Consider the following 19,349-nt stretch of genomic DNA (forward strand, 5'->3'; position numbering starts at 1 on the left):
AAATGCCCTCCTTAAAATCACTTTTACGCGAATATTTATTGTTTAAATGCCAGCCGCCGCGCGCAGTGCTGCTGCTTTGTCCGTATTTTCCCAGCTAAATTCAGGCTCATCGCGGCCAAAATGGCCATATGCGGCCGTTTTACTGTAGATCGGGCGTAACAAATCCAGCATTTTCACAATGCCTTTTGGACGCAAGTCAAAATGCTCGCGCACCAACTGGGTCAGGAGCTCATCAGAGACTTTGCCTGTGCCATAAGTCTCGACCATGATGGAGGTTGGCTGTGCTACACCAATGGCATAGCTCACCTGCACCAAACATTTGTCAGCCAAGCCAGCCGCCACAATGTTTTTAGCGACATAACGACCTGCGTAAGCAGCTGAGCGGTCAACCTTGGAAGGATCTTTTCCTGAGAACGCGCCACCGCCATGAGGGGCCGCACCACCATAGGTATCCACAATAATTTTGCGGCCGGTGAGGCCGCAATCACCTTGCGGGCCGCCAATGACAAAACGGCCGGTCGGATTGACAAGATACTTGATCTCGCCTTTGATCAATTCTGCTGGCAAGGTCGGTTTGATAATTTCTTCAATGACAGCTTCACGAATGGCTTCTAGTGACATCTCCGGGGCATGCTGGGTAGACACCAACACGGTGTCAATTTTATGCGGTTTGCCATCGACATACTGGATAGTGACTTGTGATTTGGCATCCGGACGCAGCCAAGGCAAGCGGCCATCTTTACGCAATTGCGATTGACGCTCCATGACACGGTGGCTCAACCAGATGGGCAAAGGCATCAGTTGTGGCGTTTCGTTCACGGCATAGCCAAACATCAGACCCTGATCACCCGCGCCCTGATCCAGAGGGTCATCATTGGCGTTATCGACGCCTTGCGCAATGTCCGGGGATTGCTTGTCATAAGCCACCAGTACTGCACAACCTTTGTAGTCAATGCCGTAATCGGTATTGTCGTAGCCGATGCGTTTGACCGTATCGCGCGCGACTTTGATGTAATCAACATTGGCCGTCGTCGTAATCTCACCGGCCAACACAATCAGGCCAGTATTTGCCAGTGTTTCCGCCGCCACACGTGCTGTCGGATCTTGGGCGAGAATGGCATCGAGAATGCTGTCAGAAACTTGATCGGCCAGTTTGTCAGGATGACCTTCGGAAACGGATTCCGAAGTAAAAAGATATTCACTCATATTTGACGCCTTGAAAAGTATAAAGAGTTAATAAAAGCGATCGACTAAAGGCTAAAGCCGAACGCAAAATTGGGAACGACGATTCTACCCGAGTTTAACGGCAACAAGGAATAAATATGCGGACCATAGATGCCTTCAACGGCGCGATAAGGTATTATCTTGAGCTATGAAATTAAGATTCACCAAAATGCAGGGCGCCGGTAATGACTTTGTCGTCATTGATGCGACTCGCGCACCCGTCAACCTCTCCCATGCCCAAATCCAGCACATCGCCAACCGCTATTTTGGCGTGGGTTGCGACCAGTTATTGATGGTCGAGTCGACGACCACGCCTGACGTGGACTTTCGTTACCGCATTTTTAATGCAGATGGTGGCGAAGTTGAGCAATGTGGCAATGGGGCCAGGTGTTTTGTGCGATTTGTCGTGGATAAAGGGCTCACTGACAAACACGAAATCAAGGTCGAAACCGCCAGTGGCGTGATTACGCTCAAATTACAAGAAGACGGACAAGTCACCGTGAATATGGGCGCACCTCGTTTTACACCCGCACAGATCCCTTTTGAAGCTGAGCAACAAGCAACCACTTATGAATTGCCATTGGCGAGCGAAACCATCACAGTTAGCGCAGTATCCATGGGCAACCCGCATGCAGTAATGCTGGTAGACAATGTGCATACGGCCGAAGTCGCCAGCCTTGGTCCGCAAATAGAATCGCATCCTCAATTTCCGCAACGCGTGAATGCGGGTTTTATGCAGGTCCTGAACGAGCATGAGATCAATTTGCGTGTCTATGAACGCGGCAGTGGTGAAACGCTGGCTTGCGGCACTGGCGCCTGCGCGGCAGCCGTCAGTGGCATCCAACTGGGTACACTACAAAGTCCGATCAAAGTCCATACCCGTGGCGGCATCCTCACCATCCAATGGGCAGGCGGAGAGTCGCCCGTCTTGATGACCGGGCCGGCAGAGATTGTATTTGACGGCGAAATTGAAATTTAAAACAAAGAACTTAAGATAAAGAACAGCAGTATCATGGAAGAAAGCATCAACGAAAACGACATCAAGCATTACCTCAAAGCACACCCTGATTTCTTTGAGCGTCATGCCCACTTACTGGCAGAGCTGTTCCTGCCCAGCCCACATGGCAAAGGCACCATTTCACTGGCAGAACGTCAGCAAATTGCACAACGTGACAAAATCCGCGTGCTGGAATCCAGATTCACCGAGCTAATTCTGACCGCAGAAGAAAACGAAACCACCGCCAACAAGGTGCACGAGCTGACTTTAGGCTTGCTGTATGCCAAAGACGTGCCAGCCTTGCATGCGCATCTGGTCGAGTTTTTGTCCAGCCAGTTTCAGTTGCCAAATACGCAACTCAAACTATGGGCCAATGACGCCCATGCGCCAGACAGCCTGTTTATTGCGGCAGAAGACTCGCTCAAAAACTGGGCCAAAGACTTGAGCCAACCTTACTGTGGCACGCTGCCAACCATGGATATTGCTGGCTGGTTTAGTGAAACCCCGGCTTCGCTGGCCGTGATTCCGATGCGCTACCAGGAAGTGACGTTTGGTTTGATGGCCATCCCAAGTGAACAACGCAGCCGCTTTTATGCTGGCATGGGCACGTTATTCCTTAACCGCATCGGTGAACTGGTCAGCGCCTCACTGGCACGCTATATTGTATGAAAGCCCCCGCTGAGGTTTCCGCCAAGAGGGATCTTCTTGCGGCAATTGTCAGCGTAAATCAACCATGTCAACGTGGCCAAATAGCCGCGTTGGCCGGGACCCAGCGTCCGCATGAACAAGCATGGTCACTCCAACTGCGGCGGGCACTGGCTGCCGCTGACTCATATTTAAAGTACTGCGGATACTCGCATGCATGAATTGCTAGATGACTACCTCGATTTTCTGCATTTCGAGCGTGGTCTCAGTGAACATACCCGCAACAACTACCAGCGTGACCTCGAACAACTGCTGGCGCAACACGGGCACACGCTGCAATCGATCACCCCGCAACACATCCGTCGGAGTATTGCCACTCTGCATAGCCAAGGCCTGAGTGGCCGCAGCATCGCACGTATGCTCTCCAGCTGGCGTGGCTTCTTCCGTTATCTGGTCCTGCATCACCAATTCCCCTCCAATCCGGTCGTCGGTTTGCGCGCACCCAAAGCCGCCAAAACGCTGCCACACGCCTTATCCATCGAGCAAACCATCAAACTGGTCGAACTGGAGGGCGATACCGCCATCGTTGTGCGCGACCGCGCCATGCTGGAACTGTTCTACTCCTCAGGCTTGCGACTGAGCGAACTGGTCGGCCTCAATCTGGACCGGCTGGATTTAAACGAAGGCATGGTCACCGTCATCGGCAAAGGCAATAAAACACGGATAGTCCCGCTGGGGAGCAAAGCCGTTGCTGCACTGAAGGCCTGGTTGGCCCAGCGGCCGCTGTGGCTGCTCAAACAGCCACAGCAACCCGCGGTCTTCATTAGCCAGCAAGGCCGCCGCCTCAACGGTCGCAGCATCCAAAAGCGCATCAGTGACTGGGCCATCAAGCAAGGCCTGCATAACCATGTGCATCCCCATATGCTGCGTCACAGCTTTGCCAGCCACGTACTCCAAAGTAGCGGTGACTTACGTGCCGTACAAGAAATGCTTGGGCACGCCAATATCAGCACCACCCAGGTCTATACACATCTGGATTTTCAGCATTTGAGCAAAGTGTATGACGCTGCACACCCGCGTGCCAAAAAAAAATAAATGGCTGAATCAATGGCCTAGCCTTTACCCTAGTCCTCACATGGTTTTGCAAGTGCATAAATTGTGGCAAAATAACCCTACTAAATTGGTAAACTTTCTACCAGTCTCGTGACTCTAAAGTCACATCGCCTGCGTTTAGTCATGACAGGCAGTTATTTCAATTAAACCTAAAAAAGGAAATTCCATGGAACACGTCTTACCAGCATTGCCTTTTGCAAAAAACGCATTAGCCCCACACATGTCTGAAGAAACTTTTGACTATCACTATGGCAAACACCACCAAGCCTACGTGACCAACCTCAACAACCTGATCAAAGGCACCGAGTTTGAAAATGCCAGCCTTGAAGAGATTGTGAAAAAATCTTCTGCTGGCATCTACAACAACTCTGCACAAATCTGGAACCATACCTTCTTCTGGAACTGCCTGTCTCCAAACGGTGGCGGTGAGCCAACCGGTGCATTGGCTGCAGCCATCAATACCAAATGGGGTTCTTATGAAGAATTCAAAAAAGCCTTCCAAGCTTCAGCAGTCGGCAACTTTGGTTCAGGCTGGACCTGGTTGGTGAAAAAAGCTGACGGCTCTGTAGACATCGTTAACATGGGCGCCGCGGGCACCCCATTGACCACAGGCGACACTGCATTGTTGACCATCGACGTTTGGGAACACGCCTACTACATCGACCACCGCAATGCCCGTCCTAAATTCGTGGAAACATTCCTCAATCACCTGGTGAACTGGGAATTTGCAGCAAAAAACTTTGCTTAATTCGCAGAGTCGTTGGCGACAATAAACTAAAAGTCGCAAACATTAACCTGTATATTAAAAGCGTTGTTTGGTGATACCAAACACCTGCGCTAAAGCCCCGGACCTTCTGGGGCTTTATTTTTTCCTGGTTGATCAGTTTGAATAGAGACGCTTGGTAATCATGCCTTTGTGAGGTGAGGCTGACTTTCTCTGAAAGTATTTTCTCTGTCATTTACCAGTGAATGATTGCATTTTTATCGTATTGCACGATTTTAATCACGCCCAAACTTGGACTTAACGCACTATCAAAGTGCATAAATATTGATCACTTTTATAGGAATTCCATTTAAAACAAGGATTTACTGACTGGCATATTAGTTGCTAGTTTAGTCATGTGGGGCAGCAGGTATGAACGCTGCATTACCTAATGGTTGGCTAGGGTTCCGGCTTACGTGAGTGAGTGCTGGTCCGAGAGCTGACGACCTCCAAGAGGTTACACGGCGGGATAAAAGCCCGGGAGATAGCAACATTTTGAATGTTAGCTGCTCCCTTGCCGAATAATTTACTTGGAGTTCTCCTATGCTAGTTCGACGCTTTACAATCGCACTGACGCTGCTTTGCTTTTCTCTATTCAATACCACTGCATTCGCTGCTGACTCAAAAAAACAATTCAATATTTGCTGGACCATTTATGCTGGATGGATGCCATGGGATTATGCGCAAGCAAAAGGCATCGTCGCCAAATGGGCAAAGAAATACGGTATCACGATTAAAGTTACTCAGTTGAACGATTATGCTGAGTCCATTAATCAATATACCGCAGGGCAATTTGATGGTTGCAGTATGGCCAATCTGGATGCATTGGTTGTGCCAGCGGCGGGTGGCGTTGACTCCACCGCATTAATTGTCGGCGACTATTCAAATGGTAACGACGGTATTGTCATTAAGGGTGCGAATAAACAGATCAAGGACCTCAAGGGGCAAAGCGTACACTTGGTTCAATATTCTGTATCGCATTACTTACTGGCGAGAGCTCTGGAACAGGCCGGACTCACCCAGAAGGACTTGAAGTTAGTCAATGTCTCAGATGCAGATGTTGTCGCCGCTTTTAGCACGCCGTCTGTGAAAGCCATGGCAACCTGGAACCCTCAACTCTCTGAGTTAGCCGCGCTGCCAAATACCTCAAAAGCATTCACCTCCAGCCAAATTCCTGGCGAAATCATCGACTTGATGGTCGTCAATACAGACACTTTACGAAAAAACCCCTCGCTAGGGAAAGCTTTAACGGGCGCATGGTTTGAAGTGATGGCACTCATGAAAGCAAAAGATAAAGAGGCGTTGCAATACATGGCAAAGCACTCTGGCACAACCCTGGATTCATACATGCAGCAAATTTCCACCACCGCCCTGTTTTATGAACCTGCTGCCTCACTGGCCTTTGTCAGGGACGCGAAACTGCCAACGGTGATGCAAAAGGTCTCTAGTTTTTCTTTCGAGAATGGTTTGCTGGGGCCTGCAGCAAAATCCGCAACCGCCATTGGCATTGAATATCCCAACGGCGTCGTCACCGGTAATAGCAAAAATATCAAACTCAGATTCACTGACACGTATCTGCAAATGGCGGTTGATGGCAAGCTCTAAACAGGTCAATCATGAGATTAATTAATCAATACCCCAGCAGGGGGACGAGATGGATGCTTGCCGCAATCCCAATGATCTTGATCATTGTTGTGTATTTGGTGAACTCACATCTTCGCCTGGTTGAAAATCCAGAGGACAAGCTCCTTCCTAGTGTTTCTCAAATGTGGGAAGCCCTGAAGCTGATGGCCTTTACAGAAGACCCGTCCACTGGGACCTTTCTGATGCTGGATGACACCTTGTCCAGTTTGAAGCGACTAGGGATCAGCTTAGCCATGGTTGCATCGCTTGGGTTAACGCTCGGTATTTTATTAGGATCGATCCCGTTGTTACGGGCATCCCTTTCCCCTTTGGTCGCGATCATCTCCATGGTGCCGCCGCTGGCGATTCTTCCCATCCTGTTTATCGTGTTTGGCCTGGATGAGCTCTCTAAGATCATGCTGATTGTGATCGGACTCACGCCCATGCTGGCACGTGACCTGGAACAACGGGCACGAGAACTGCCCAAGGAAATCATCATTAAAGCGCAGACATTAGGCGCTAACTCATGGACGTTAATGATACGGGTGGTACTACCGCAATTACTGGCAAGATTGATGACTTCCCTGCGCTTACTGATGGGCTCAGCCTGGTTATTTCTGATTTCTGCGGAAGCCATCTCCTCGACAGAAGGCCTGGGATATCGCATCTTTCTCGTGCGTAGATATCTCGCGATGGATGTGATCTTGCCGTATGTTTTGTGGATCACCTTGCTGGCTTGGCTGACAGATTATGCACTCAAAAAACTGCATCAAGTCTGCTTTCCTTGGGCGGAAGGAGCGGACGCATGAGTTTTATAGAGTTTAAGAATGTGTGGCGAAGCTACGGAGACCATGTCGTTTTAGAGGGTCTGAATCTGAAGGTTGAAGAAGGCGAGTTTTGCACGCTGGTAGGCGCTTCAGGCTGCGGAAAATCCACACTCCTGCGCATGCTGCTGGGCCAGGAGACCCCGACCAAAGGTGAGATTCTTTTGGATGGGCAAAAACTCCCGGCAGAGCCAGACCCCTCCCGCGGGGTGGTATTCCAAAAGTACTCGGTGTTCCCGCACCTGACGGTTCTGGAGAATGTGGTCATAGGCATGGAGTTTTCCGCATCGCCTTTTTGGGGGCGCCTGTGGGGCGCTAAAAAGAAAGAAGCAAGACGCAAGGCTACGCAAATTCTCAGCCGTGTCGGGCTGGATCACCATTTGCATCAATACCCGTCTGCGCTATCGGGCGGCATGCAGCAACGCCTCGCCATCGCGCAGGCTTTGATCGCTCAACCACGTATCCTGTTGCTGGATGAACCCTTTGGCGCGCTGGATCCTGGTATTCGCAAAGATATGCATGCACTCATGTTAGAGCTATGCAAAGAGACAAAATTGACGGTCTTCATGGTCACCCATGACTTGTCTGAGGGCTTTCATTTGGGCACCCGATTGATGGTATTTGATAAGGTCAGAGTCGATCCACATGCACCCAAAGCCTACGGTGCGCGTATCACCTACGACATCAAGCTCAATCAGGACAGACGCCAGCAACAAGCGCAGGTGGCGACCTTGCCCACCCATGTGCTTAATCAAACGAATTAAAAGGTTTACCGATGAACAACGATACAAATACATCTAGCATCCTCTACGAAGAGCTTGTTCCAGGCGGAGGTCACACCTCCTTCATCCTGAAAAAAGACCAGGTTTTGCGCATGACCGACGTCGAAGGTCACGCCAATGTCAGCCTCATGATGTTGAATGCACATCAACACAGCGAGCGGCTGAACTTACCAGACACCTTAAAAGCGCAACACACGGCCAAGCTCACAAAAGGACATTGCTTTTACTCGGACATGGGGAGAGTACTCGCCGCCATCACAGAGGATACATGCGGTTGGCATGACAGTTTGGGCGGGGTGTTAAACGCTCAAGAAGTCCTAGCGAAATATGGCGTTGGCCGCTATCAGGAACTCAGAAATAATTTCTATCGTAATGGCACGGATAATCTGTTGGTTGAGATGGGTAAATGGAACCTTGATCTTCAAGACTTGCTCATGGTCGTCAACTTTTTTAGCAAAGTGACCGTGGATGACGAGGGATCCCTGTTCTTTGAGCCCAACCATTCTTGTGCAGGTGATTACGTGGAGTTGTATGCACCAATGGACACCTTGGTGATTCTGACCGCCATTCAACATCCATTGGATCCCAATCCTGAGTATCACCCCCGCCCCGTGCAACTGTCATGGCGCAACGCAGAGAGCGAAAGTATCAGTGAAGTGTGTCGACAGTCACGGCCAGAAAACGGTCGTGCTTTCCATAACACTGAACGCTTCTACCTGTGAGGAAAGAATCAATATGAACATCATCTCAAGCCCATTAGCTGCTGAAAAAGCCTTTTTTCACCATGTCATTCCGGCAGGCGAACCTTATTTGTTTGAAGTCAAAGCAGGACAGACATTCAGGCTGTTAGACACTGAAGGTAACCAGGCCGTGGATACCCTTTTTTATAGCGCGAGCAATCCAAGAGAGCGTTATGACGCGCAACGGACCATGCGTAATCAGAACAAGGTTTACCTGACGACCGGTACAACGCTGTACTCAAATCTGGGCAATCCATTAGCCACGATTGTGGCAGATACCTGCGGTCGCCACGACACCCTGGGAGGCGCATGCGCTCAGGAAAGTAATACCGTACGTTATTCACTCGACAAGCGCTACATGCATAGTTGCAGAGACAATTTCATGTGCGCCTGTTTGCATGATGGCAGATTGAACAAGCGGGATATTGGCGCAAACATTAACTTCTTCATGAACGTTCCGGTCACTCCGGAGGGCGGCTTGACCTTTGCAGATGGCATTTCAGCGCCAGGCAAATATGTGGAATTAAAAGCGCACCAGGATTTAATTGTGTTGATCTCGAATTGCCCACAACTGAACAACCCATGTAATGGATGGAACCCAACCCAAGCGGAGGTGTTTGTATGGAACTAACATTCAAAAAGAAGATGATACGCGTCTTTCGAAAAGTGCTTGATGCCTTGTATCAAGGCATGACAGCAAGAGCAGACTTCTCTAAATAAACATGATTTAGTCAGTCACTTAACGGCTATCCAAATACTCACCTAGCCAGTGGATCCCGCTGTGGACGACCTCAGCGCGGTTTCGTATATGCGGGACGACCCGCCCTCAGAAGATCATTTGTATGTTCAATAAACTACTGATTGCAAATCGAGGGGCGATTGCTTGCCGCATCCTCCGCACCCTAAAAGCCCTGAACGTGAAAGGGGTGGCGGTTTATTCAGAATCGGACATTGCCAGTTTACATATTCAGCAGGCCGACGAGGCGATTAGCCTTGGGGAAGGTCCCGCTGCAAATACGTATCTCAATGTGGCGCGGATACTTGAAATTGCAAAAACCACCGGCGCGACTGCCATTCATCCTGGGTACGGTTTTTTATCTGAGAATGCAGCGTTCGCAGAAGCTTGCGAACAAGCGGGCATCGCCTTTATTGGCCCAACCCCGGAACAATTACGCGTATTCGGGCTTAAGCACACGGCAAGGGCCATTGCAAAAGCCCATCAGGTGCCCATGCTGGAGGGCACCGAGTTGTTGGAGAGCGTGCACGAGGCAACCGCTGCAGCCAAGCAGGTAGGTTACCCGGTAATGCTGAAAAGTACCGCGGGGGGGGGTGGCATAGGCATGCGCGTGTGCTGGAACGAACGCGACCTTGCCGAAGCGTTTGAAGCCGTAAGGCGCTTGGGACAAAACAACTTTAGTGACTCTGGTGTATTTATTGAAAAGTACATCGAACGCGCCAGACACTTAGAGGTGCAGGTGTTTGGGGATGGCAAAGGTGAGGTCATTGCCTTGGGGGTGCGTGATTGCTCAGTGCAGCGCAGAAACCAAAAAGTATTAGAAGAAACCCCGGCGCCCAACTTGCCGGACGGCATGGCGCAGGCGCTATGTGAAGCGGCGATTAAATTAGCAAAAGCGGTTAATTACCGCAGTGCGGGCACCGTAGAATTTGTGTATGACAGCCTTGCCGAGCAATTTTATTTCCTCGAAGTGAATACCCGCTTACAGGTAGAGCATGGTGTTACCGAGCAAGTATGGGGCGTTGACCTGGTGCGTTGGATGATTGAATTGGCGGCTGGCGACTTACCGCCTTTGTCAGACATTCGCCAAACACTGCACCCTCATGGTCATTCAATACAAGCGCGCCTGTATGCGGAAGATCCTGGAAAAGACTTTCAACCCAGCCCTGGTTTGTTGACCAATGTTGCGTTTCCTCCCGCGGATGGAAAAGCATTGCGTGTAGACACCTGGGTTGAGGCAGGGTGTGAAGTGCCACCCTATTTTGACCCCATGATTGCAAAAGTGATTAGCTGGTCAGCCACCAGGGAAGAGGCCAGAAAGCGCCTGGATGACGCGCTTGGTGAGACCGTGCTATACGGCGTAGAGACCAACCGTGACTACCTCAGACAAATATTATCCGACCAACCATTTTCAGAAGGCCATCCCTGGACGTGCTGCCTTGAGGGTTTAGCCTATCAATCTCACACGTTTGAAGTCCTTGTTCCGGGCACGCAAACCACCATTCAGGATTACCCTGGTCGCCAGGGATATTGGGCCGTCGGTGTTCCGCCCTCAGGCCCAATGGATAGCCTGGCGTTCCGTTTGGGGAATCGTTTGCTGGGGAACGAAGAACGTGCCGCCGGATTGGAAATCACCATGAGTGGCCCGACCTTACGCTTCAATACGGATGCCGTTGTCGCCATTACGGGTGCAAACATCCCGGTAAAAGTGGATGGCGAGCAGATGCCACACAATGTCTCTCTCCATATCAAGCAAGGGTCAACGTTAAGCTTAGGCAAGATTGCCGAAACAGGCGCCCGCAGCTATCTGCTTTTCAGGGGCGGCCTGGAGATTCCTGAATATTTGGGCAGTAAAAGTACGTTTACACTGGGCCAATTTGGCGGGCATGCCGGGCGCGCTTTAAGAGCCGGGGATGTCATCCACCTGTCAGCATTAGAGGATGCTGCTGCGGGCATCGCACTACCGCCAGGCCTCTACCCTCCCCTTGCTGAGACCAGGCAGATCCGGGTCATTTACGGCCCGCATGGCGCCCCGGAATATTTCACCCAGCGCTACGTCGAGCAGTTTTTAAACACAGATTGGGAAGTGCATTTCAACTCCAGCAGGACCGGTGTTCGCCTGATTGGACCAAAACCTGAGTGGGTCAGAGAGAGCGGCGGTGAAGCGGGTTTACACCCATCCAATATTCACGACAACCCCTATGCGATTGGTGCGGTTGATTTCACCGGTGACATGCCGGTGATTCTCGGGCCTGATGGGCCCAGCCTGGGCGGCTTTGTCTGCCCGGTGACGATGATTGAAGCAGATTTATGGCACTTGGGACAACTCAAGGCAGGAGACAAAGTTCGCTTTATCCCGGTGACCATCGCCACCGCCAGACAGGCGTTTAAAGAACAACAGCAACAAATCGCAGGCCTGAGTCCAGTCACTGCATCCTGGCAGGCAGCAGAACTGCAGTCGCCTATCGTGCTGGAAATTGGGGAAAAGGCGTCCAAGCTCGTCGCAAGACTATCCGGCGATACGCACTTGTTGATTGAGATCGGCGCCCCTGAGCTGGACCTTGTTTTACGATTCAAAGCACATGCATTGATGCAAGCCATCGAACAAAGCAATCTTGCAGGCATTATTGACCTCACCCCTGGCATACGCTCCTTGCAAGTGCATTACCAGCCTGAACAGCTGCCATTAAAAACATTATTGGCGTTGATCCAGGAAATTTGGGGCAAGGTCAGCTCAACGCAAGACATTACCGTGCCATCGCGCGTGGTTCACCTGCCATTGTCCTGGGACGATCCGGCGTGCCAATTGGCGATCGAAAAATATATGACCACCGTGCGTAAAGATGCGCCTTGGTGCCCGAGCAACCTGGAGTTTATCCGTCGCATTAATGAATTGCCGGATATTCAAAAAGTACAGGAAATCGTTTTTGACGCCAGTTACCTGGTCATGGGCCTGGGGGATGTTTATCTTGGGGCGCCAGTCGCCACCCCCTTGGATCCACGGCACAGATTAGTCACTACCAAATACAATCCGGCCAGAACCTGGACGGCCGAGAATTCCGTCGGCATTGGCGGCGCTTACATGTGTGTTTACGGTATGGAGGGCCCAGGGGGTTACCAGTTTGTGGGCCGCACCCTGCAAATGTGGAGTCGATATAAACAGGTAGCTGCGTTTGAAGGAAAGCCATGGTTATTGAATTTCTTTGACCAGATTCGCTTTTACCCGGTGTCGGCCGAAGAGTTACTCGTCATCCGGCGCGACTTTCCACTCGGTCGCTACCCATTAAAGATAGAAGAGACCAGCCTTAACCTTTCGCAATATCAGTCCTTCTTGGCAACAGAGGCGGCATCAATTCAAGCCTTCAGGACCCATCAACAAACCGCATTCGATGCGGAGCGCCAGCGCTGGATTGACATTGGCCAGGCCCATTTTGAAATAGATGAACATTTAGCCAGTGACCCTGAAGAATCCACCTTAGCCGAGGGTCAGGTTGGCGTGGAAAGTCACATTGCCGGTAATTTGTGGCAAGTCGTTGTGCAGATTGGGCAACAGGTGACCACTGGCGAATCTTTAGTCATTCTTGAATCCATGAAAATGGAAATTGAAATCCAGGCACCTGTCGATGGTGTTGTGGCAGAGATACGCGTCTCCCCTGGCTCACCAGTCAAAGCCGGGCAGTGTGTGGTCGTGATTAACGAAGCTTAAAGGACATTGAAATGAAACACCCATATAACCTGCAATTGGATGCCCTTAAAAGTGCGTATGCCAACCATGCATTCTCACCCCGTGAACTCATTCAAGCATTGCGCGAAAGAGCCCTCCAGTTAAATCCAGAATACAAGCTCTTCATCCACATTCTGACCGAAGAAGAGTTAGCGCCTTATCTGGCAAATCTAGAGGCGACCGGGCCTGAAAGCTTACCGCTGTATGGCGTCCCATTTGCGGTCAAGGATAACATCGACCTGGCCGGTGTCCCGACCACGGCGGCATGTCATGCGTTTAGTTACATCCCGGCAAAAAATGCCACCATTGTTGCGCAGTTGATCGCACTAGGCGCGATCCCCATCGGTAAAACGAATCTTGATCAGTTCGCGACTGGCCTGAACGGCACCCGCTCCCCCTATGGACTCTGCCGCAATAGCGTCCTTGCTGAATATCCCAGTGGCGGCTCCAGTGCAGGCTCCGCGCTGGCAGTGGCATTGGGACTGGCATCATTTGCACTCGGGACGGATACCGCAGGCAGCGGGCGTGTTCCGGCAGCGCTCAATAACCTGATTGGATTGAAAGCCACCAAGGGCTTAATTTCAACGGCTGGCGTGGTGCCAGCTTGTCGCACACTGGATTGCACGACCTTTTTTACCGCGACTGCATTGGAAGCAAGCAAACTGCTAGCACTCACTGCGCATAAGGATCCAGAAGACGAATACAGTCGTGCCAATGTTGGCTGGAACACGGGCAGATCGTTTGGTATCCCCGCCTCCGGATTTAAGTTTGGCGTCCCTAAACAATTAGAGTTTCTAGGTTGCGCTGAAAGTCAGGCCCTCTTTGAGCGTTCAGTCTCCACTCTTGAGACCATGGGAGGCATCGCCATTGAAATAGACTTCAGTGCCTTTCTGGAGGCTGCGAAGCTTCTTTACGAAGGCCCTTGGGTCGCTGAAAGATACAGCGTGGTTGGCGAGTTGATTGAGAATAATCCAGAAGCGGTGCTACCTGTCATCAAAGATGTGCTGCAGAAAGCGCCGACTGCCACGGCGGTGCAAGCGTTTAGAGCGCAATACAAATTACAGGCCCTGAAAGTCAAGACGGATGCCATCCTTGCTGAGCTGGACTTCATGATCACGCCAGCCTATCCACGCCCAGTCACCTTGGCCGAGCTAGCGGCAGAGCCTGTGAAACGTAACTCTGATTTGGGGACTTACACCAACTTCATGAATCTGCTGGACTATGCTGCGGTAGCAGTTCCGGCTGGATTCATGCGGAATGGCCTGCCTTCAGGGGTGACTTTTTTTGGGCGGGCATTCTGTGACCAGTATCTTTTAAGTGTTGCGGACAGTTTTCAGCGCACCTCAAAACTACCGCTGATTGGTCAATTCGAATTCACGGCTGCGCCCCTGACAGCGCTGGCAAAAAATGATCGCTCACAGCTGCTGGTGTGTGGCGCACATTTAGACGGTTTGCCCTTGAATTGGCAATTAAAAGACAAAGGCGGGCAATTGCTCAAGAAAACACAGACCTCCTCTGCTTACCAGTTTTATGCCTTGGCGGGCTCACCACCCAAACGACCAGGGTTAAGAAGAGTTGCAACCGGTGGCCGGTCATTTGAGGTAGAAATCTGGGAAATCCCCACCCAGGAGCTAGGTGCCTTTCTAAATGATATTCCGGCACCATTAGGACTCGGCAAGGTTGAACTGATGGATGGGTCGTGGGTCACCGGATTTATTTGTGAGGATTACGCACTGGAAACGGCAGATGAAATTTCTCAGTTTTCTGGATGGCGAGATTACTTGCAACACCAATAGCTTTGCTGGGTCTGTCAGCGGACCGCTGACGTTTCCATTATCCATTCAAAAATCTTTTTTGCTTTTAATAGGGATGTTGCACAAAAAGATGACTATCTTTAGCGCAGTGGGGAGGCCCTCCAGTCATTGCGTTTTCACAGGACAGCTTGGCTTCACTTTAGGACAATTTATGGCTTGGTTACAACTTTTCGCCGCTGGCATTCTGGAAATCATCTTCGCTTACGCGATCAAAGAGTCTGATGGTTTTTCAAAACTGCTACCGTCACTCATGACGCTGCTTACAGTGATAGGAAGCTTTTGGTTGCTATCTTCAGCGATGCGCACGATCCCCATGGGCACCGCTTACACTGTTTGGACGGGGATTGGTGGCGTTGGTGCATTTATCGTTGGCATCACGGTGCTCTCTGAACCCATCACAATGTTGCGATTACTTGCGGCAACCTTAATCATTTCTGGGCTGATACTCATGAAAGTTGGCGGATCATAAACCATGAAATGTCAACAGCACTCGCCCTAAAGGGTCGCTCACTTAACGCTCACCTTGCGTGAGACGACGTATTTATTCTTTTAACAGCACGTCTGTGATCAAGCAGACTTTGCTGATGTAGCTTACTTCGTTGCCATTGCCCAAGCTTATACGATTCAAGCCCAACCTTAGGCAATCTACAGCGCGCAACCCATCATTGCGAAAATGGGATAGTTGAATTCACACGAAACTCGCATGATACGACCATGATTTTTAATTGCTAGGGGAAGCTGTCATGAGCGTATCGTTAAAGCCAACGCTGAATGGTTGGCATTTATGGGGACTGGCCGTCGGGCTGGTGATTTCTGGCGAATATTTTGGCTGGAGTTACGGCTGGGAGAAAGCGGGAACCTTGGGTTTTTTGGTGACCACGCTCTTTATCGCGCTGATGTACACCACCTTTATTTTCAGTTTTACCGAACTCACTACTTCTATTCCACATGCCGGTGGGCCGTTTGCTTACGCCAGACGGGCTTTTGGTCCTAAGATGGCGTATGTTGCCGGTTATGCCACCTTGATTGAGTTTTTATTCGCACCGCCGGCCATTGCGATGGCGATTGGCGCCTATCTGAATGTGCAATATCCGGGCATAGACCCCAAGCTTTTTGCCGTGGGTGCTTATATTGTCTTTGTCAGTTTGAATATTGTTGGGGTGCATATCGCTGCCACCTTTGAACTGCTGGTCACCTTGCTCGCGATTATTGAGTTATTGGTGTTTATGGGCGTGGTTGCCCCCGGTTTCTCAATGACAAACTTTGTCGCACATGGCTGGGCAGGTAATGACGTTTTTAGTAGCGCAGCGATTCCAGGCATGGTGGCGGCGATTCCATTTGCCATTTGGTTTTTTCTCGCCATTGAAGGTGTTGCCATGGCGGCAGAAGAGGCCAAAGATCCGAGAAGAACGATCCCCAAAGCTTATATTGCCGGGATTCTGACGCTGGTGTTTCTGGCCATTGGCGTGATGTTATATGCAGGTGGCGTGGGCGACTGGAGAACCCTGGCCAATGTCAATGATCCTATTCCACAGGCAATGAAAGTGGTGGTGGGTGAGAACAGTGGCTGGTTACATATGCTGGTTTGGATTGGCTTGCTAGGATTGATCGCCTCTTTTCACGGAATTTTGCTTGGTTGCTCACGGCAGATTTTTGCCCTGGCACGCGCCGGATTTATGCCGAAATACTTTGAAGCCACGCATGCGCGCTTTAGAACCCCACATCGCGCGTTGATCGCTGGGGCCGTGGTCGGCCTGGCAGCTATTTTGAGTGATGACTTACAGTTTAATGGCATGACGCTCACGGCAAACTTGATCACGATGGCAGTATTCGGGGCCATCGTCATGTATATCGTTTCGATGCTGAGCTTTTTTGCGCTGAGAAAAAACGAGCCTGCGCTGGATCGCCCGTTCCGTACCATGGGTTATCCGCTGTTTCCGGCCATTGCCTTGAGCCTTGCCGTGATCAGTTTGCTGACCATGATCTACTACAATCAGGCTTTGGCGCTGGTGTTTGCCGTGCTGATGGCAGTAGGCTATATTTATTTCAGCCTGACAAAAGGGCAACGCGACACCGCGACTGACCGTTAAACGCGGACAATCCATGCAAGGTACGTAAAGGAGTCCCCTGTTGATTCCTTGGAGAGTGAGAAAAAGATGGCTTACAGTTACAGCGTCGGAGTACATCAGTATCAGTTTAAAGACTTGAAAGAAGTGATGGCAAAAGCCTCACCGCCGCGCTCTGGCGACTTTCTCGCAGGCGTGGCTGCAGAGACTTATGTCGAACGGATGGCCGCCAGAATGTGCCTCGCCAGTGTGCCGCTCAAACGCTTTTTAGAGGAGTTGTTGCTGCCTTATGAACAAGACGAAGTGACGCGCTTGATCATTGATACGCATGATGCGCAGGCATTTAGTGAAATCAGTCATCTCACCGTAGGCGACTTTCGAGACTGGTTGTTGCTGGATACCACGGATACCGCCACGCTGACACGCGTCGCCAAAGGTATCACGCCGGAAATGGCGGCTGCGGTCAGCAAGCTGATGCGCAACCAGGACTTGATCCTAGTCGCAAAAAAATGCCAAGTGACAACCGCATTTCGAAATACCATCGGCCTACCGGGCCGCCTATCTGTGCGCTTGCAGCCCAATCACCCGACTGACGATGCCCGCGGCATCGCCGCCTCTCTGCTCGACGGATTACTGTATGGCTCCGGGGATGCGGTGATCGGCATTAACCCCGCCACCGATAGTCTTCCTGGCTTGATGAACTTATATTACCTGGTCGATGAAGTCATTAACCAATATGAGATTCCCACCCAATCGTGCATCCTGACCCATGTCACCAACCAGATTCAACTCATCGAAAAAGGCGCGCCGATTGATTTGGTGTTTCAATCGATTGCCGGCACCGAACAAGCCAATAAAACCTTTGGCATTAATCTTTCCATTCTGGATGAAGCTTATTCTGCCGCCTTATCGCTACAACGCGGCACGGTAGGCCAAAACGTCATGTATTTTGAAACCGGCCAGGGCTCGGCACTCTCAGCCAACGCCAATTTTGGCATGGACCAGCAAACCTGTGAGGCACGTGCCTATGCCGTCGCCCGCCACTTTTCGCCCTTACTCACCAATACGGTGGTGGGCTTTATCGGGCCTGAATACCTGTACGACGGCAAACAAATCATCCGCGCCGGCCTGGAAGATCATTTCTGCGGTAAGTTGCTGGGCCTGCCGCTGGGGTGTGATGTCTGCTACACCAACCATGCCGAGGCAGATCAAGACGACATGGACACCTTAATGACCTTGCTATCTGTGGCAGGCATTACCTTTATCATGGGCATTCCAGGGGCGGATGACATCATGCTCAATTATCAGACCACCTCCTTTCACGATGCGCTCTATTTGCGTAAAACACTCAACCTGAAGCCAGCACCGGAGTTTGAGCAGTGGCTACAACGCATGAACCTGATGGATCACACCGGCATGATCCGTCCGGTAGACAATAGCCATGCCTTGTTACAAAATAAACCCAAGCAATTAATAAATGCCCCTTAATATGCATCAGCCTCCCGCAGACACTAGCACAAGCATCGTCAGTGAAGATCCATGGTCGCAGCTTAAAAGCTTTACGCAAGCGCGGATTGCCCTCGGCAGGGTAGGCAGCAGCCTGCCTACGCAAGAAGTCCTGGATTTCAGCTTGAGCCATGCATTGGCCAGAGATGCGGTTCATCTTGGCCTGGATACCCAGGCGTTGATGGCACAAATTCAAGCGTCATTGTCAGTCGATGTCCATCAGGTTCATAGCAAGGCACCAGACCGGGCCTCTTATTTATTAAGGCCCGATTGGGGCCGTCAACTGAGTGAAGACAGCGGGCTACACCTCAAAGCTGCCAAACCAAAACAAACCATTGATTTATTACTGGTGGTGGCGGATGGTTTGTCTTCTCTGGCAATCAAAAATCACGCTGTGCCGTTATTGCAAGAAATTCATGCGCAAGCCCCTGCGGAATGGCATCTGGGGCCGGTGGTGATTGCCTCCCAGGCCAGGGTCGCACTGGCCGATGAAGTGGGCGAAATGCTAGGCGCAAACATGGTGGCCATGTTGATTGGTGAACGGCCTGGACTCAGTTCGCCGGATAGCCTGGGGATTTATTTGACGCATCGGCCACGACGTGGCCGCAGTGATGCGGACAGAAACTGTATTTCCAATGTCAGGCCGGATGGGCTGGGTTATGCCGCCGCCGCAAAAAAATTGTTATGGCTGGCAAAAGAAGCCAACCGTTTAAAATTGTCCGGCGTCGCACTCAAAGATGAAAGCGATGTTGTCATGGTTCAAGACGCGTCTTCGAGCCAATAACGCTAAAT

16 protein-coding genes and 1 riboswitch are annotated in these 19,349 nt (G+C 50.9%); of the genes, 15 read left to right on the plus strand and 1 reads right to left on the minus strand.

All coding sequences use genetic code 11. The features are described from left to right. Positions 1 to 42: 42 nt before the first annotated feature. Positions 43 to 1,206, minus strand: coding sequence for a methionine adenosyltransferase (gene metK / locus ACT53C_RS01760; RefSeq protein ID WP_476144506.1), 1,164 nt, complete (start codon positions 1,204 to 1,206; stop codon positions 43 to 45). A 166-nt stretch (positions 1,207 to 1,372) separates the two neighbouring features. On the opposite strand from metK, the gene dapF reads away from it, so the two are divergent. The 15 genes from dapF (at position 1,373) to eutC (ending at position 19,341) form a co-directional block, all read left to right on the plus strand. After that, positions 1,373 to 2,203, plus strand: coding sequence for a diaminopimelate epimerase (gene dapF / locus ACT53C_RS01765; RefSeq protein WP_194748786.1), 831 nt, complete (start codon positions 1,373 to 1,375; stop codon positions 2,201 to 2,203). Between the two features lie 33 nt (positions 2,204 to 2,236). Continuing rightward, positions 2,237 to 2,890 carry a DUF484 family protein gene (locus tag ACT53C_RS01770; protein ID WP_194748787.1) on the plus strand — a complete coding sequence of 218 codons (654 nt, stop codon included), beginning with the start codon at positions 2,237 to 2,239 and terminating at the stop codon, positions 2,888 to 2,890. A 189-nt stretch (positions 2,891 to 3,079) separates the two neighbouring features. Then, on the plus strand, positions 3,080 to 3,961 hold the full coding sequence (xerC, locus tag ACT53C_RS01775) for a tyrosine recombinase XerC (protein WP_476144509.1): 882 nt from the start codon (positions 3,080 to 3,082) through the stop codon (positions 3,959 to 3,961). 184 nt (positions 3,962 to 4,145) lie between these two features. Next, positions 4,146 to 4,727 carry a superoxide dismutase gene (locus ACT53C_RS01780; RefSeq protein WP_476144511.1) on the plus strand — a complete coding sequence of 194 codons (582 nt, stop codon included), beginning with the start codon at positions 4,146 to 4,148 and terminating at the stop codon, positions 4,725 to 4,727. Positions 4,728 to 5,130: 403 nt separating this feature from the next. After that, positions 5,131 to 5,228, plus strand: a riboswitch (guanidine-I (ykkC/yxkD leader). A 57-nt stretch (positions 5,229 to 5,285) separates the two neighbouring features. Further along, positions 5,286 to 6,347, plus strand: a complete 1,062-nt coding sequence (locus ACT53C_RS01785; RefSeq protein WP_275357681.1) for a putative urea ABC transporter substrate-binding protein — start codon at positions 5,286 to 5,288, stop codon at positions 6,345 to 6,347. A gap of 71 nt (positions 6,348 to 6,418) precedes the next feature. Continuing rightward, positions 6,419 to 7,174, plus strand: coding sequence for an ABC transporter permease (locus ACT53C_RS01790; RefSeq protein WP_476144513.1), 756 nt, complete (start codon positions 6,419 to 6,421; stop codon positions 7,172 to 7,174). Continuing rightward, positions 7,171 to 7,953, plus strand: a complete 783-nt coding sequence (locus ACT53C_RS01795; RefSeq protein ID WP_194748792.1) for an ABC transporter ATP-binding protein — start codon at positions 7,171 to 7,173, stop codon at positions 7,951 to 7,953. Before ACT53C_RS01790 ends, ACT53C_RS01795 begins: the two co-directional genes overlap by 4 nt. Before the next feature lie 11 nt (positions 7,954 to 7,964). Beyond that, on the plus strand, positions 7,965 to 8,693 hold the full coding sequence (locus ACT53C_RS01800) for an urea amidolyase associated protein UAAP1 (protein ID WP_194748793.1): 729 nt from the start codon (positions 7,965 to 7,967) through the stop codon (positions 8,691 to 8,693). 13 nt (positions 8,694 to 8,706) lie between these two features. After that, positions 8,707 to 9,342, plus strand: coding sequence for an urea amidolyase associated protein UAAP2 (locus ACT53C_RS01805; RefSeq protein WP_476144516.1), 636 nt, complete (start codon positions 8,707 to 8,709; stop codon positions 9,340 to 9,342). A gap of 211 nt (positions 9,343 to 9,553) precedes the next feature. Further along, on the plus strand, positions 9,554 to 13,153 hold the full coding sequence (uca, locus tag ACT53C_RS01810; RefSeq protein WP_476144519.1) for an urea carboxylase: 3,600 nt from the start codon (positions 9,554 to 9,556) through the stop codon (positions 13,151 to 13,153). An 11-nt stretch (positions 13,154 to 13,164) separates the two neighbouring features. Continuing rightward, complete coding sequence (gene atzF / locus ACT53C_RS01815) at positions 13,165 to 14,967, plus strand: allophanate hydrolase (protein ID WP_476144520.1); 1,803 nt, start codon at positions 13,165 to 13,167, stop codon at positions 14,965 to 14,967. Then, positions 14,918 to 15,454, plus strand: a complete 537-nt coding sequence (locus ACT53C_RS01820; RefSeq protein ID WP_476144522.1) for a DMT family transporter — start codon at positions 14,918 to 14,920, stop codon at positions 15,452 to 15,454. The genes atzF and ACT53C_RS01820 overlap by 50 nt, the downstream gene beginning before the upstream one ends. Before the next feature lie 274 nt (positions 15,455 to 15,728). Next, positions 15,729 to 17,075, plus strand: a complete 1,347-nt coding sequence (eat, locus tag ACT53C_RS01825) for an ethanolamine permease (protein WP_476144524.1) — start codon at positions 15,729 to 15,731, stop codon at positions 17,073 to 17,075. 66 nt (positions 17,076 to 17,141) lie between these two features. Continuing rightward, a complete protein-coding gene (locus tag ACT53C_RS01830) occupies positions 17,142 to 18,539 on the plus strand; it encodes an ethanolamine ammonia-lyase subunit EutB (protein WP_476144526.1) in 1,398 nt (465 codons plus the stop codon). A gap of 1 nt (position 18,540) precedes the next feature. Then, positions 18,541 to 19,341 carry an ethanolamine ammonia-lyase subunit EutC gene (eutC, locus tag ACT53C_RS01835; protein WP_476144527.1) on the plus strand — a complete coding sequence of 267 codons (801 nt, stop codon included), beginning with the start codon at positions 18,541 to 18,543 and terminating at the stop codon, positions 19,339 to 19,341. Positions 19,342 to 19,349: the final 8 nt, after the last annotated feature.

The sequence above is a fragment of the Methylophilus sp. DMC14 genome (assembly GCF_056314085.1).